This is a genomic window from Pseudonocardia sp. TRM90224, from assembly GCF_021245725.1.
Classification (GTDB): domain Bacteria; phylum Actinomycetota; class Actinomycetes; order Mycobacteriales; family Pseudonocardiaceae; genus Pseudonocardia.
Genome location: NZ_JAJGSX010000001.1, coordinates 695,944 through 710,170, shown reverse-complemented (window position 1 = coordinate 710,170; position 14,227 = coordinate 695,944). Strand labels below are relative to the sequence as shown.

General features: G+C 72.0%; 15 protein-coding genes. 12 read left to right on the top strand and 3 right to left on the bottom strand.

Annotated features, from left to right (window positions below; genetic code table 11):
* The first annotated feature begins 93 nt into the window (after positions 1-93).
* From LL648_RS03175 to LL648_RS03165, 3 genes are read left to right on the top strand one after another with little or no spacing between them, the layout of a single operon-like run.
* Entirely contained in the window at positions 94-609 is a 516-nt protein-coding gene (locus tag LL648_RS03175) for a SigE family RNA polymerase sigma factor (protein WP_232660831.1), read from the top strand.
* Positions 610-622: 13 nt separating this feature from the next.
* Positions 623-1,525, top strand: coding sequence for a hypothetical protein (locus tag LL648_RS03170; RefSeq protein ID WP_232660830.1), 903 nt, complete (start codon positions 623-625; stop codon positions 1,523-1,525).
* 21 nt (positions 1,526-1,546) lie between these two features.
* Entirely contained in the window at positions 1,547-2,119 is a 573-nt protein-coding gene (locus LL648_RS03165) for a TetR/AcrR family transcriptional regulator (RefSeq protein ID WP_232660829.1), read from the top strand.
* 135 nt (positions 2,120-2,254) lie between these two features.
* Here LL648_RS03165 and LL648_RS03160 read toward each other — a convergent pair whose 3' ends face one another.
* Positions 2,255-2,719: a MarR family winged helix-turn-helix transcriptional regulator gene (locus tag LL648_RS03160; protein ID WP_232660828.1), complete on the bottom strand. Its 465-nt coding sequence runs from the start codon at positions 2,717-2,719 to the stop codon at positions 2,255-2,257.
* Positions 2,720-2,803: 84 nt separating this feature from the next.
* Here LL648_RS03160 and LL648_RS03155 point away from each other — a divergent pair, with 84 nt between their 5' ends.
* From LL648_RS03155 to LL648_RS03140, 4 genes are all read left to right on the top strand, one after another.
* The gene (locus tag LL648_RS03155) at positions 2,804-3,211 is read left to right on the top strand and encodes a DUF6069 family protein (RefSeq protein ID WP_232660827.1); all 408 of its coding nucleotides are present in this window, start codon (positions 2,804-2,806) and stop codon (positions 3,209-3,211) included.
* A 26-nt stretch (positions 3,212-3,237) separates the two neighbouring features.
* Positions 3,238-4,656, top strand: coding sequence for an adenylosuccinate lyase (gene purB, locus LL648_RS03150; protein WP_232660826.1), 1,419 nt, complete (start codon positions 3,238-3,240; stop codon positions 4,654-4,656).
* A complete protein-coding gene (locus LL648_RS03145; protein ID WP_232660825.1) occupies positions 4,653-5,483 on the top strand; it encodes a phosphoribosylaminoimidazolesuccinocarboxamide synthase in 831 nt (276 codons plus the stop codon). Before purB ends, LL648_RS03145 begins: the two co-directional genes overlap by 4 nt.
* Before the next feature lie 63 nt (positions 5,484-5,546).
* Complete coding sequence (locus LL648_RS03140) at positions 5,547-6,320, top strand: DUF2334 domain-containing protein (protein ID WP_232660824.1); 774 nt, start codon at positions 5,547-5,549, stop codon at positions 6,318-6,320.
* Positions 6,321-6,327: 7 nt separating this feature from the next.
* Here LL648_RS03140 and LL648_RS03135 read toward each other — a convergent pair whose 3' ends face one another.
* Together LL648_RS03135 and LL648_RS03130 are read right to left on the bottom strand one after the other, a co-directional pair.
* Positions 6,328-6,954, bottom strand: coding sequence for an MBL fold metallo-hydrolase (locus LL648_RS03135; protein WP_232660823.1), 627 nt, complete (start codon positions 6,952-6,954; stop codon positions 6,328-6,330).
* A gap of 4 nt (positions 6,955-6,958) precedes the next feature.
* Entirely contained in the window at positions 6,959-7,963 is a 1,005-nt protein-coding gene (locus tag LL648_RS03130) for an NAD-dependent epimerase/dehydratase family protein (protein WP_232660822.1), read from the bottom strand.
* 61 nt (positions 7,964-8,024) lie between these two features.
* Between LL648_RS03130 and purS the strand changes: the two genes are divergently transcribed.
* The 5 genes from purS to LL648_RS03105 all read left to right on the top strand — a co-directional run bounded on the left by purS (position 8,025) and on the right by LL648_RS03105 (position 14,222).
* Positions 8,025-8,258, top strand: coding sequence for a phosphoribosylformylglycinamidine synthase subunit PurS (gene purS / locus LL648_RS03125; protein WP_232660821.1), 234 nt, complete (start codon positions 8,025-8,027; stop codon positions 8,256-8,258).
* Positions 8,255-8,926, top strand: a complete 672-nt coding sequence (gene purQ, locus LL648_RS03120; protein ID WP_232660820.1) for a phosphoribosylformylglycinamidine synthase subunit PurQ — start codon at positions 8,255-8,257, stop codon at positions 8,924-8,926. Before purS ends, purQ begins: the two co-directional genes overlap by 4 nt.
* A gap of 272 nt (positions 8,927-9,198) precedes the next feature.
* Positions 9,199-11,493 (top strand): phosphoribosylformylglycinamidine synthase subunit PurL, encoded by a 2,295-nt coding sequence (gene purL, locus LL648_RS03115; protein WP_232660819.1) that lies wholly within the window; start codon positions 9,199-9,201, stop codon positions 11,491-11,493.
* Positions 11,494-11,548: 55 nt separating this feature from the next.
* Positions 11,549-11,905 carry a sterol carrier family protein gene (locus tag LL648_RS03110; protein ID WP_232660818.1) on the top strand — a complete coding sequence of 119 codons (357 nt, stop codon included), beginning with the start codon at positions 11,549-11,551 and terminating at the stop codon, positions 11,903-11,905.
* A gap of 130 nt (positions 11,906-12,035) precedes the next feature.
* Complete coding sequence (locus LL648_RS03105; RefSeq protein WP_232660817.1) at positions 12,036-14,222, top strand: putative bifunctional diguanylate cyclase/phosphodiesterase; 2,187 nt, start codon at positions 12,036-12,038, stop codon at positions 14,220-14,222.
* Positions 14,223-14,227: the final 5 nt, after the last annotated feature.

The window sequence follows — 14,227 nt, the reverse complement described above, 5'->3', positions numbered from 1 at the left end:
GTGCAACCGTGTGCGACGGTCCCTGCGTCTCTCGCGCGAGCGGTCTCGCTTCGCGCTTGTCGACGCTCAGCGCAGGGAGGAGGGAACGGCCGGGTGGACGAGGCCAGCGAGCGGGAGTTCGCCGAGTACTTCCGCGCGCGTCAGGACGCCGTGCGGCGTACCGCGTACCTGCTGTGCGGTGACTGGCACCGGGCTGACGACCACGCACAGTCGGCGTTCGTGGCGTTGCATCGGCATTGGCGCAAGATCCGGGACAAGGCAGCACTCGATGCGTGGATGCGACGCACTCTGGTCCGCGCAGTGGTCGACGAGTCGCGCCGACCGTGGCGGAGGGAGCGGTTCACGGCCGATCCCGCCGACAAGGTGAGCGTGCCGTCGGCGACGGATGCCGTCGCGACCCGGCACGTGCTGGTCGACGGGCTGAAGACGGTGCCGCCGCGCCAGCGTGCCGTGCTGGTGCTCCGGTACCTGGAAGGGCTCGACGTGGCCGCGACGGCGGCCGCGCTCGGATGTTCGGAAGGCACGGTGAAGAGCCAGACCGCGCACGGCCTCGCAGCATTGCGGGCCTCGCTCGGAGACGCACTCGACGATCTACGACCAGCAGGCTGAGGAGGTGGGGGACATGACCGACGACGACAACATCGCTGCGCTGTTCCGCGCCGCGGCAGCCGACACCGCGCCACCGCCTGCGTTCGGGCACGACGACGTGGTGGTTGCGTCCAACCGGATCACGGCACGCCGCACGATGATGGTCCGCGGCGCGCTCGGTGTGCTCGTCCTCGTCGGCATCGGGGGCGGGATCGCGATCCCGATGGCCACATCGCAGGACTCCGCGACGACGGCCTCGGCGCCGTACGCGGGGGATGCGGGTGCGCCCGGCTCGGCGCAGGACGGTTCGCCGTACGCGTACGGCCCGCCGCCTGCCGAGCGGGATGCCACTGGCGGCGCCCCCGCCGAAGCGGCGCCCGTCGTCCCCGCGCCGGGAGCGGGCCAGGACCCGGCACCGGGCCAGGGCCAAGCGGGGCAGGCCGGTGAGCCCCTCGCGGGTGGGTCCGGCCAGTCCGACGATGCGCAGCCCGAGAGCAAGGCTCCGGAGGAGCAGCCCGACGGGCAACCCGCTCCCGACGAACCGCGCATCGCCTCGGGTGGTGCGCAGCCGCTGGGGCCCGGTACCAGCGAATGCGCCGACCGGCAGGACCCCGCGTTGCGCTCGATCGTGGAGGAGGCCCTTCCGGAGGTGCGAGGCGCTCCGGAGGCCGCGACGACGATGGAGTGCCGGCCGCGCGGCGAACGGGGCGTGAACCTCGAGGTCGCCGATTCCGGCGCGACGGGCGTGCTCAGCGTCGTCTACCTCCCGCCCGGTGCCCCGGGTGGACACGATCCCGACGGCGGCGTCGTCGCACGGCGTGAGACGACGTCCCGCGGGACGGTGACCGTGAGCGTTCGTCCAGGTCGCCCAGGCGCTCGGGCACCGTTCGACAACCGCGTCGACGCGGTTGCCGAGTACCTCGCTCCGCGGCTGTGACCCCGCGGGAACAATCGGGCCATGGGTACGGCGAAGGGTGAGCGGCGGCGGCAGGAGCTCGTGACCGCTGCCGCCGAGCTGCTGCTCACCGGCGGGTTCGACGCCGTGCGCCATCGTGCGGTCGCCGAGCGGGCCGGGCTGCCGCTCGCCTCGACGACGTACTACTTCGGCTCGCTCGACGATCTCGTGACGGCGGCGACGGAACGCACCGGCCGCGACGAGCTCGCGGAGGGACGGGCGCAGCTCGACACGCTCGTCGAAGGCCGCGCCGGCACGCAGGAGCTGGCCGAGCTCGTGCTGGACCTGCTGCTCGGCGCCGAGTCGCGCGAGGGCGGGCTCGACGCCGTGCTGCTGCGCTACGAGCGGCTCGTCGGCGCGGGTCGGCGTCCGTACCTCGCACCGCTGATGCGTGACCTGCGCGCGGAGCTCGACGCGCTGCTCACGGCGATCCTCGACCGTTCCGGCCACCCGCTCGACCCCGTCGAGCTGCGTGACCTCGTCTCGCTCGTGGACGGGGCCGTCATCAGCGCGTTGATCGAGGCTGACCCGGACCCGCGGGCCGCGGCGCGCGAGGTGCTGCTGCGCAACCTGTGACGGCGCAGCACCTGGGCCTGGGGGCGCGTGCCGTGCGTTCTGCAACGAGGGCAGCAAAGCCACTTTCCGGCCCTCACGGGGCAGGAAAGTGGCTTTCCTGCCCTTCCCGCGACGCACCGAAGGCTGCCCTCCGATCTAGCGGTCGACCTCTGGGTGCGGCCCGCAGCCCTGTTCGCGGGAGAGGAGCGCGGCCAGCCTGTCGAGCGAGCTGCGCACCTCGTCCTGCTCCTGTGCGGTGAGGCCGGCGAGCGTCCGGTCGGCGAGCTCGTGCAGTGCCGCCTTCAGATCGGGGACGAGCGCCCGGCCCTTGTCGGTGAGGTCGACGATCACGGCCCGGCGGTCGTCCGGTGACGGGCGGCGGACGATCAACCCCGCTGCTTCGAGCTTGCGCGCCGAGTTGGTGATCGTCGGGGCCTCGCAGCCGGCGGCGGAGGCGAGCTGCGACTGCGTGCGCGGGCCGTTGGCGTCGATCTCGAGGAAGAACACCTCCTGGCCGGGGTGCAGCCCGAGCTTGCCGAGCAGCCAGCCGCCGATCGCGCGCTGGCGCATGCCGATGGTCCGGATGGCGTGGTTCAACGCCTCGGCCTGCTGCTCGTCCACGTGATCGGCTCCGGGGTTGCGGGAGATTTAGTTATGCGGCTAATGTTTAGCCGCATAACCAATCCTATCCCGAGGGGGACCCAGATGACGAGCACGCCCGTTTCCGCAGCTGCCGATCCAGCCACCCGTCTCCGCAACCGGGTGCTCGCCGTCGCCGGCGCCACCGTCGCGGCCGTCGTGGTGTGGGGGATCGCCGTGCTGGTCGGCGTCGATCCGCAGGTGACCATGGCGGGAGCGCCGATGCAGATCGGCGTCGTCGCCGTGATCCTCAACGCGCTCGTCCCGTCGCTGCTCGGCTGGGCGCTGCTGGCGATCCTGGAGCGTCGCACGCAGCGGGCGCGGACGATCTGGACGGCCGTGGCGCTGGTCGTCACGCTGCTCTCGCTGGCCGGCCCGCTCACCAGCGCGGCCGACCCGGGTTCGATGACCACGCTGATCGTGCTGCACCTCGTCGTCGCCGCGGTGCTGGTGCCCGCGCTGCGCAGGAGCTGAACGGGCAGAACGTAGACTGCCCCGACGTGATCCCCAATGTGCTGGCCGCCCGCTATGCCAGTCCGCAGCTCGCCGAGCTGTGGTCGGCCGAGTACAAGATCGTTCTGGAGCGGCAGCTCTGGCTCGCCGTGCTCCACGCGCAGCGCGACCTCGGTGTCGACGTGCCTGCCGCGGCGATCACCGACTACGAGCGGGTGATCGACCAGGTCGACCTCGACTCGATCGCGGCGCGCGAGCGGGTCACCCGCCACGACGTGAAGGCGCGCATCGAGGAGTTCAACGCGCTCGCCGGGCACGAGCACGTCCACAAGGGTCTGACCAGCAGAGACCTCACGGAGAACGTCGAGCAGCTGCAGATCCGCCGCTCGCTGGAGCTGGTGCGCGACCGTTCGGTCGCGGTGCTCGCGCGGCTCGCCAGGCGGGCGGGCGAGTACTCGGAGCTGGTGATGGCGGGCCGGAGCCACAACGTCGCGGCGCAGGCCACGACGCTGGGCAAGCGGTTCGCCTCGGCTGCCGACGAGATGCTCGTCGCCTACGCGCGGCTGGAGGACCTGCGCGCCCGCTACCCGCTGCGCGGCATCAAGGGCCCGATGGGCACGTCGCAGGACATGCTCGACCTGCTCGGCGGCGACCGGAAGAAGCTCGCGGCGCTGGAGACCCGGGTGGCCGACCACCTCGGGTTCTCCAGAGGGTTCACCAGCGTCGGGCAGGTGTACCCGCGCTCGCTCGACTTCGACGTCGTGACGGCGCTCGTCCAGCTGGCTTCGGGGCCGTCGTCGCTGGCCACGACGATCCGGCTGATGGCGGGCATCGAGCTGGCCACGGAGGGTTTCCAGCCGGGGCAGGTCGGTTCGTCGGCCATGCCGCACAAGATGAACAGCCGCTCGACCGAGCGTGTCAACGGGATCATGGTGCTGCTGCGCGGCTACGCGGGGATGGCCGCTGAGCTGGCCGGTTCGCAGTGGAACGAGGGAGACGTCTCCGACTCCGTCGTTCGCAGGGTCGTCCTGCCCGACGCGTTCTTCGCGCTCGACGGCCTCTTCGAGACCACCCTCACGGTGCTCGACGAGTTCGGCGCCTACCCCGCGGTGATCGCGAAGGAGCTCGACCGCTACCTGCCGTTCCTGGCGACGACGGCCGTGCTGATGGCGGCCGTGCGTGCGGGCGTGGGGCGGGAGACGGCGCACGAGGTGATCAAGGAGCACGCCGTGGCCGTCGCGCTCGCCATGCGTGAGAAGGGGCAGTCGGAGAACGACCTGCTGGCCCGGCTCGCCGGCGACGAGCGGCTCGGCCTGCCTGCCGGAACCCTCGACGGGCTGCTCGGCGAGCCGCTGCGGTTCACCGGCGCCGCGACGTCGCAGGTCGCGAGCGTCGTCGCCCGCGTTGCCGAGGTCGTCGACGCGCATCCGTCCGCAGCCGGCTACGTCCCCGGAGCGATCCTGTGAAGCTCGTGCACAGCGGCAAGGTCCGCGACCTCTACCTCGACGGCGACGACCTCCTGCTCGTCGCGTCGGACCGACTCTCGATCTACGACGTCGTGCTGCCGACGACCATCCCCGACAAGGGGGCGGTGCTCACCCAGCTCTCGCTGTGGTGGTTCGAGCGGCTCGCCGACATCGTCGCGCACCACGTCGTCTCGGCGACCGACGTGCCGGCCGAGTTCGCGGGCCGCGCGATGCGGTGCAAGAAGCTGGAGATGCTCCCCGTCGAGTGCATTGCCCGCGGCTACCTCGCGGGTCTGGGCCTCAAGGAGTACGAGAAGCAGGGCACCGTCTCGGGGGTCGCGCTGCCACCCGGGCTCGTCGAGGGCTCGAAGCTGCCGGAGCCGATCTTCACGCCGACCACGAAGGCCGCGGTAGGAGAGCACGACGAGTTCATGACGTTCGGCGAGGTCGTCGACCTGATCGGGGCCGAGCGCGCGGAGCGGCTGCGCGAGCTGACCCTGGCCGTCTACACGCGTGGCGCCGAGACCGCGGCCGCCAACGGGATCATCGTCGCCGACACGAAGCTGGAGTTCGGCATCGACGCGGCCGGCGAGATCGTGCTCGCCGACGAGGTGCTCACCCCCGACTCCTCCCGCTTCTGGCCCGCCGACGAGTGGAAGCCGGGCGGGCCGCAGCTCTCCTACGACAAGCAGTACGTCCGCGACTGGTCGGCGACGACCGGCTGGGACCGCACTGCGCCGGGCCCGGAGCTGCCGCCCGAGGTCGTGGCCGGCACTCGGGAGCGCTACATCGACGTCTACCGGCGCATCACCGGAAACACCTGGTGATGGACCCGGCCTGACCACACGGACGTAAAGCGCCGTTCATCGGTGCGTGCGTTCATGACAGTCGTGACATCACGCCTGGTCGTCTCGGTCTCGGGTCTCTCGGACGACGCGCCTGAATCGCTCGCTGCGGGCGTCGGGTTCGTCGAGGCGCTCGGCATGCGCGGCGTGCCGGTGACACACCTGCTGCGGCCACGCACGGCGGGCGGCCCGCTGCGGGAGGGGTCTCCGCTCGTGCAGTGGATCCACGGTCGGCGCGCGGGCGGCGACACGATCGCGCTGCACGGCTTCGACCACACCACCGACCCGATCGGCAACGGGCACTCACCCGCACCGGCCCGGGTGGGGCGCCGCGCCGAGTTCGCCACGCTGCCGCGGCACGAGGCCGGGCTGCGCCTCACGGCCGCCCGACGTGCGCTCTCGGCCGTCGGGCTGCGCACCGACGTCTTCGTCCCGCCGCGCTGGCTCGCGTCGGCCGGGACCGTCGAGGCGCTGGTGGAGCAGGGCTTCGGCGTGGTCGCCGACGAGAACATGGTGCGGTACCTGAGCGGGCCGCACGCCGGGACCGTCGTGCGCGCGAGGGTGCTCGGGTTCCGGGCGTCCGGGGAGCGCCGGCCGGTTGCGGACGACCGTCGCGCCGCGGAGTCGTGGCGCGCCAGGGTGCTGCTCGCCGAGGTGAACCGCACGGCACGGCGCGGCGGGCTCGTCAGGATCAACGTGCGGGCGAAGGACCTGCGCCGGCAGGTGCGGGTCGACGCCGCGCTCGCGGCGATCGATGCCGCGCTGGTGCTGGGTGCCGTCCCCGACACGTACCGGCTGCCCTTGGTGGCAGCCGCATAGGCGGCCGTCAGAGATCGACCGCTTCGGCCTGGTCGAGCACACGCATCGTCGTCCGCTCCGGCGCGAGCTCGCCGAACCAGTGGTAGGCCATCTTCGGCATGGCGAGCACGGCCTCGTGGATCGGGACCACCGTGCGCGGCGCGACGGCGCGCAGGTAGTCGACGGCTTCCGACAGCTTGAGCCACGGCGCCCCGCTCGGCAGGAACAGCAGCTCGACGGGCTCGGCGGGCTCGGTGAACGAGTCGCCGGGGTGCAACGCGGTGCCGTCGATCAGGTAGGCGTTGTTCGGCACGATCGGGATGTCCGGGTGGATCACGGCGTGGTCGCCGCCGAGCACCTCGATGCGCGCGCCGGCAACCTCGAACGACGTACCCGGCGCGACGACCTCGTGATCGGTGCCGGCGAGCCCGGCCGCGGTGCCCGAATCGACCAGCAGCCGCGCGTCGGGGTTGGCCTTCATGAGCGGGCCGATGCGCTCGGAGTCGAGGTGGTCGAAGTGCTGGTGGGTGACGAGCACGGCGTCGAGGCCGGTGATGTGCTCGAAGTCGCGTGAGAACGTCCCCGGGTCGATCAGCAGCCGGGCCGCGCCGGTGTCGACGAGGACACACGCGTGGCCGAAGTGAGTGATCTGCACACCGTCAGCCTGCCACTGAAGCGAGGATCGTGCGCTCATCGGACGGGTTCAGCCCGGCGCGGCGTTCGCGGTTGATGCCGAGCTTGCGCTCGTGCTCCAACGCGGCCCGCGCGGTGTCGCCGATCGAGCGGGCACGCAGTCCGGCGGCCGCGACGGCACTGGTGTCGCGGGCGACCATGCCCTGGTCCGCCGCGGACAGCCACAGCGGGAGCGAACGCGGCCCCGACCACGGCTCGACCCCGGCCGCGACCAGCGCATCCGGCGAGAGCGCCACCCGGTCCAGGTCGGGCGCGCCGACGGCGTCCGCAACTTCGTCGAGCAGCGCGCCGAGCGTCGTGCGCGGGCCGCTGCCGTCGAACGTCCCGCCGATCCGCCGCTCGCCGCCCTCGACGATGAACGTCGCGAGGTCGCGCACGTCGACGATCTGCGCCGGATGGCCCGGTGTGTCGGGCACGACGGCCCGGCCGCCGGTCACGAAGCGCGCGGGCCAGTAGCCGAACCGGTCGCTCAGGTCGCCCGGCCCGCAGATCAGCCCCGCCCGGACGACGAGCCCGGCGTCTCCGAACGTCGCACGCACGGCGTTCTCACCGGCGACCTTGAGCGCGCCGTAGGTGTCCGGCGCGTCGGCGGGGTGGTCGTCGTCGATCGCCTCCAGAGGTGCGAGCAGCTCCGCCGAGCTGTCCGAGCCGTGCGTCGCGGAATCGGCGTAGACGCTGATCGTCGAGACGAACGACCAGTGCGCCGCGTCGCCCGCCAGCGCGTCGAGTGCGTCGCGCACCCAGGCGTAGGACATCCTTGCGACGTCGACGACCGCGTCGAAACGCTCGCCGCGCAGCACGTCGAGCGAGCCCGGCACATCCCGGTCGGCGACCACCAGCTTCGCGCCGTCGGGGATGTCGCCGGATTCGCCGCGCGCGACGCACACCACGTCGTGGCCGCGGGCGAGCGCCGTCGCCGCGACCGTCCTGGACAGGAAACGGGTTCCCCCGAGCACCAACCAACGTCCCATGCGAGCAGCCTCACGGACGCTGGAGCAGGACGGCAACGATGTTCGCCGTAGGCTCATCGCCGTGGCCAGAGTGGTTGTGGACGTGATGCCCAAGCCGGAGATCCTCGACCCGCAGGGTCAGGCCGTCGCCGGAGCGCTGGTGCGGCTCGGTGTCGACGGTGTTGCCGACGTGCGCCAGGGCAAGCACTTCGAGCTGGAGGTCGACGACTCCGTCGACGACGAGACGCTGCACCGCATCGCCGGTCAGCTGCTCGCGAACCCGGTGATCGAGGACTGGGTGGTGACCCGCGCGTGAAGATCGGCGTCATCACCTTCCCCGGCACGCTCGACGACGTCGACGCGCTGCGCGCGGTGCGCTACTCGGGCGCCGATCCCGTCGAGCTGTGGCACGCCGATCACGATCTGCGCGGCGTCGACGCCGTCGTCGTGCCCGGCGGGTTCTCCTACGGCGACTACCTGCGCGCCGGCGCCATCGCCAGCATCGCGCCGATCATGACCGAGGTCGTGGCCGCGGCCCGCGGCGGCATGCCCGTGCTGGGGATCTGCAACGGCTTCCAGATCCTGTGCGAGGCCGGCCTGCTGCCCGGTGCGCTCGTGCGCAACGCAGGGCTCCACTTCGTGTGCCGCGACCAGCGGCTCCGCGTCGACAACGCGGCGACGGCGTGGACGGGCGACCTCGCCGAAGGCCAGGAGATCCTGGTACCGCTGAAGTCGGGGGAGGGCCGGTTCGTCGCCGATGCCCCCACGCTGGAGCGCCTCGAGGGCGAGGGTCGGGTCGTGTTCCGCTACGCGGGCGGCAACCCCAACGGCGCGCTCTCGGACATCGCGGGCATCGCCTCCGAGAACGGCCGGGTCGTCGGCCTGATGCCGCACCCGGAACACGCGATCGACACCCTCACGGGGCCCTCCGTCGACGGCCTCGCCCTCTTCACCTCGGTGCTGAAGGCGACGGCGGCGGCCTGACGGCTGTCACGCTGCCCTCTGCACACGCAACTCACGCGCACATCCCGGCCGGCCACCATGCCCGGGCGCGGGCCGATCGGTGCGGGGCCGCACGCGTTGCCGGGAAAGCCACTTTCCCGGCACCCCCCAGCCAGCCACCTGCCCGACCGCGACCGCGGACCCGTGCTCCCGTTCGAGACTCGGTGTGCGGCTCGGCAGGTGTGACGAGCCCGACGGCGTCCACAGGGTCCTGTGGTGATCGCCGTCCACCCCGAGACGTACGCTGAACAGCCGTGACGTCTGCCGCCACCGCCGTTGATTCCGTCGAGAACGCCATCGCGACTCCCGACCACGCCCAGCCCTTCCGTGAGCTGGGGTTGAAGGACGACGAGTACGCCCGCATCAGGGAGATCCTCGGTCGCCGCCCGACCGACGCCGAGCTGGCGATGTACGCGGTCATGTGGAGCGAGCACTGCTCGTACAAGTCGTCCAAGGTGCACCTCGCGTACTTCGGGGAGACCACGACCGACGCGATGCGGGCCAAGATGCTCGCCGGGATCGGTGAGAACGCCGGCGTGATCGAGGTCGGCGACGGCTGGGCGGTGACGTTCAAGGTCGAGTCGCACAACCACCCGTCCTACGTCGAGCCGTACCAGGGCGCCGCGACGGGCGTCGGTGGGATCGTGCGCGACATCATGGCGATGGGTGCCCGCCCGATCGCCGTGGCCGACCCGCTGCGATTCGGCCCGGCCGACGCGCCCGACACCAAGCGGGTGCTGCCCGGTGTCGTCGCGGGCGTCGGTGGCTACGGCAACTCGCTCGGCCTGCCCAACATCGGTGGCGAGGTGGTCTTCGACGCCGGTTACGCGGGGAACCCGCTGGTCAACGCGCTCTGCGTGGGTGCGTTGCGGATCGAGGACCTGCACCTGGCGTTCGCGTCGGGCACCGGCAACCAGATCATCCTGTTCGGCGCGCGCACCGGGCTCGACGGCATCGGCGGCGTCTCGGTGCTGGCGAGCGAGACGTTCTCCGGCGACGAGCAGGGCTCCGGCCGCAAGAAGTTGCCGAGCGTCCAGGTGGGCGATCCGTTCACCGAGAAGGTGCTCATCGAGTGCTGCCTCGAGCTGTTCCACGCCGGGCTCGTGGTCGGCATCCAGGACCTCGGCGGCGCCGGGCTGTCCTGCGCGACATCGGAGCTGGCCAGCGCGGGCGACGGCGGCATGTCGATCAGCCTCGACGCCGTCCCGCTGCGCGCCACCGGCATGACGCCGGCCGAGATCCTCTCCAGCGAGTCGCAGGAGCGCATGTGCGCCGTCGTGCGGCCGGAGGACGTCGAGGCCTTCATGGCCGTCTGCAAGAAGTGGGACGTGCTTGCCTCGGTCATCGGTGAGGTGACCGAGGGTGACCGGCTCGTCATCTCGTGGCAGGGCGAGACGGTCGTCGACGTGCCGCCGCGCACGGTCGCGCACGACGGGCCCGTCTACCGGCGGCCCGTCCAGCGTTCCGACAAGCAGGACGCCCTGGTCGCCGACGTGCCCGACGCGCTGCCGCGGCCGAGCGGGCCGGACGAGCTGCGCGCCGAGATCCTGCGGATGGTGGCGAGCCCCAACCTCTGCAGCCGGGCGTGGGTCACCGACCAGTACGACCGGTACGTCCGCGGCAACACCACGTCCGCGCAGCCCGCCGACGCAGGGATGGTCCGGATCGACGAGTCGACGGGCCGCGGCATCGCGGTCGCGACCGACTGCAACGCCCGATTCGTCGCGCTCGACCCCTACTCCGGCGCGCAGCTCGCGCTCGCCGAGGCCTACCGCAACGTGGCGACCTCCGGCGCGGTGCCGGCGGCGGTCACGGACTGCCTGAACTTCGGTTCGCCGGAGGACCCGCACGTCATGTGGCAGTTCCAGCAGGCGGTTCGCGGTATCGCGGACGGCTGCGCCCAGCTCGGCATCCCGGTGACCGGCGGGAACGTCAGCTTCTACAACCAGACCGGCGAGCAGGCGATCCTGCCCACGCCCGTGATCGGCGTGCTCGGGGTGATCGACGACGTCGCCAAGCGGGTGGCGTCCGGATTCACCCGTGCGGGTGATGCCGTGCTGCTGCTCGGGACGACGCGCGACGAGTTCGGCGGGAGCGAATGGGCACACGTCGTGCACGGCCACCTCGGCGGTCGTCCCCCGGCCGTGGACCTCGCCGCGGAGCAGCGGCTGGCGCAGCTGCTCGCGGCGGGCGCCGCGGAGGGCGTCCTCACCGGGTCGCACGACCTGTCCGACGGTGGGCTCGCGCAGGCGCTCGTCGAGGCGTGCCTCGTCGGCGGGCAGGGTGGCGAGATCGCCCTGCCGGACGGGCTCGACCCGTTCGTCGCGCTGTTCTCCGAATCGGCGGCCCGGGTGCTGGTGACCGTCGCCACCGCTGATGTCGAACGGTTCGCCGCCTCGGCCGCCGCCGCTGGTGTACCACTGGTCGACGTCGGGCGTACCGGCGGTACAGACCTGGTCATCAGAGGAGTATCGAACCTCTCGCTGGACGAACTGCGTGGTTCCTGGGCTTCTACATTGCCGGCACTCTTCGATCAGTCGGCTGGATGACTGGCTGACCTACCCGAAGGGTCAGTGTCGTACAAGCCTGCGCGTGGGGGTCTTGATGATCGATTCAGAGCCGGTTGACGATCTCGAGTCGGTGCTCCGTTGGCTGGCAGGAGGCCCCTCCCCGGACCGGGCGATCATTCGCGCGGCGGTGAAGGAGAGCCTTGCGGCGCTTGCCGCGGCAGCTCCCGGGCGCAGCGTGGAAGTTCGCGTTCCACCCTTCGGTGCCGTTCAATGCGTCTCTGGTCCTCGGCACGGAAGGGGTACCCCTCCCAACGTCGTCGAGGCCGACGCACGCACCTGGCTTGCGCTCGCAACAGGGCGTCTGAGCTGGGGCGATGCGGTGCAGTCCGGCCGGTTGACAGCCTCCGGATCGCGCACGGGTGAGGTTGCCGACCTGCTGCCGCTCTCATGACCGTGCGTGCGAGTGCTGTCGCCCGCGGGTGACGCCGCCCACCCCGTGGGTGGCGCAAACAGAGCGTTACACGGAAACTTGGTCCGTTCAGGTCCCAGTAAGACCGAACGGGCAACAGGGAGGTGGCGGCGTGGTTGCTCCGCGCAGCCTTACCGAGCCCGCAGTACGGCGAACGCCGGGTGCGGTCAGCGGGATCACCGACGAGCGTTCGGCGCAGGCCGATCGCATCGCGAGGTTGTCGGTCCGGTGGGCGACTCTTGCCCCGCCCGGGAGCCCGGTTGTCATCAGCAGGCTCGCCACCGCGCTGCGCCGGCTCGCCGCGACGCTGCGCGCTGAGCCGTTCTGGCCGCTCGCCGCGCGCGCCGTCGGTGCCGAGCTGCTGACCTCGGGCCTCTGCGGCGACCCGAGCGACCCCGTCCAGCACGCCGAGGACGTCCTGCCGCGCACGCTCGCGCTCCTGCGCAAGGAGGCGCCCTCGGCGTTGGGGATCGTCGACGAGGAGGGTGAGCGCCGGCTCGCCTGCGTGCTCGACGAGATGGCGGCGGGCTTCGCGAAGGCGCTGAGCGGCCGCAGGGTGCCCGCGCGGGTCGTGCGCGTGCCCTTGCAGGCGGTCAAGGACGCGGCCGACGAGCTGGTGCTCGACCACTGGTACTACCGCGCGGGCTACGAGCAGTCCGGCGTCGGGATCGGCATCATCGGCCTCGACGGACAGGTGCTCGACTTCAACCCGGCGCTGCGCAGGCTGCTCGGCATCGCCGGGCAGCTCGACCAGCCGCGCCCGTTCTCCGACTTCGTGCATCCCGACGACCTCGCCGACGTGCTCGAACGCTTCGGTCGGGTCGGCAAGGGCGATCCCGACGTGCTGCAGCTGGACATGCGGCTCGTCCGGCAGAACGGCGACATCGTCTGGGTGCACGTCTCGGTGTCGCCGATCCGCGGCGCCGACGGCACGCCGTCGCACATCACCGCGTTCGTCGCCGACATCTCCGAGCGCCACCAGCTGCGTGCGCGGCTGCGCCAGGCGACGAGCCAGGACCAGCTCACGCGGCTGCCGAGCCAGGCGCTCACCGAGCAGTGGCTGCACCACGCCTTCGCCGACGGCGCCGTCGCGCGGGTGGGCATCTGCGCGCTCGACCTCGACGGGTTCGACGCCGTCGTGGACGAGTACGGCGACGACGTCGGCGACCGGCTGCTGCTCGGCGTGGTCGGGAGGCTGCAGCTCGCGGCGGGCGATCACCTCGTGTGCCGCACCGGGTGCGACGAGTTCGCGGTGCTGATCGGGGATCCGGCGAGTGTCACGGACGTCTGCCACATCGCCGACCGCCTGCAGGCGGCGCTGGCCACCCCGTTCGTCATCGGCGGCTACACCGTCGGCATCACGGCGAGCATCGGCGTCGCGGAGTCCGCGACCGCCGGCGGCAGCGCGGCCGAGCTGGTCCGCTCCGCCGACATCGCGATGTCGTGGGCGAAGGCCCTGGGCGGCGCTCGTCGGGTGGTGTTCGACCACGAGCGCGACACCGCGGAGGCGGCCCGGTTCGCGCTGGTCTCAGGGCTGCGGCCGGCGATCGATCGCGGTGAGTTCCGGCTGGCCTACCAGCCGCTCGTCGGGCTCGACGGCGGCAGGCTGCGCGGTGTCGAGGCGCTCGTCCGGTGGCAGCACCCCGAGCAGGGCCTCATCGGGCCGGCCAAGTTCATCGAGCTCGCCGAGCAGAGCGGCGCGATCATCCCGCTCGGGCGGTGGATCCTGGAGACCGCCTGCCGGCAGGCGGCGTCCTGGTGGCAGGTGCTCGGCCCCGAGACGCCCTACGTCAGCGTCAACGTGTCGCCGGTGCAGCTCAACGAGCCCGGCTGGGTGTCGATCGTCGAGGACGTGCTGGCCGAGACGGGGCTGCCGGCGCACCGGTTGCAGCTGGAGATCACCGAGCAGGCCGTGCTCGGCGACGACGAGACCGCGCTCAACGCACTCACCGCGCTGCGGGCCGCCGGCGTGCGGCTCGCGCTCGACGACTTCGGCACCGGGTACTCGAGCCTCGCGTGGCTGCGCAGGCTCCCGGTGCACGCGCTGAAGATCGACGGGTCGTTCATCGAGGGGCTGCGCAAGCCGGAGCCCGACACCGTCGACATCGCGATCGTGCGCGCACTCGTCGAGATGGCGCACGCGCTCGGGCTGGAGGTCACGGCCGAATGGGTGGAGACCATCGTCCAGTCGGAGCGGCTCGCCGAGCTCGGGTGTGACGTCGGTCAGGGGCATTGGTTCGGTGACGCTGGTCCCGGTGAGTGGGTCCCTGAGCTCTTTCGGCGTAGCATCGGAGCCTGAGCCGC

What these genes read in the sequence shown, in the direction of transcription:
- LL648_RS03165 (WP_232660829.1), top strand. Translation starts at nt 1,547, where the DNA reads ATGGGTACGGCGAAGGGTGAGCGGCGGCGGCAGGAGCTCGTGACCGCT.
- LL648_RS03155 (WP_232660827.1), top strand. Translation starts at nt 2,804, where the DNA reads ATGACGAGCACGCCCGTTTCCGCAGCTGCCGATCCAGCCACCCGTCTC.
- LL648_RS03110 (WP_232660818.1), top strand. Translation starts at nt 11,549, where the DNA reads ATGATCGATTCAGAGCCGGTTGACGATCTCGAGTCGGTGCTCCGTTGG.
- LL648_RS03130 (WP_232660822.1), bottom strand. Translation starts at nt 7,963, where the DNA reads ATGGGACGTTGGTTGGTGCTCGGGGGAACCCGTTTCCTGTCCAGGACG.
- LL648_RS03170 (WP_232660830.1), top strand. Translation starts at nt 623, where the DNA reads ATGACCGACGACGACAACATCGCTGCGCTGTTCCGCGCCGCGGCAGCC.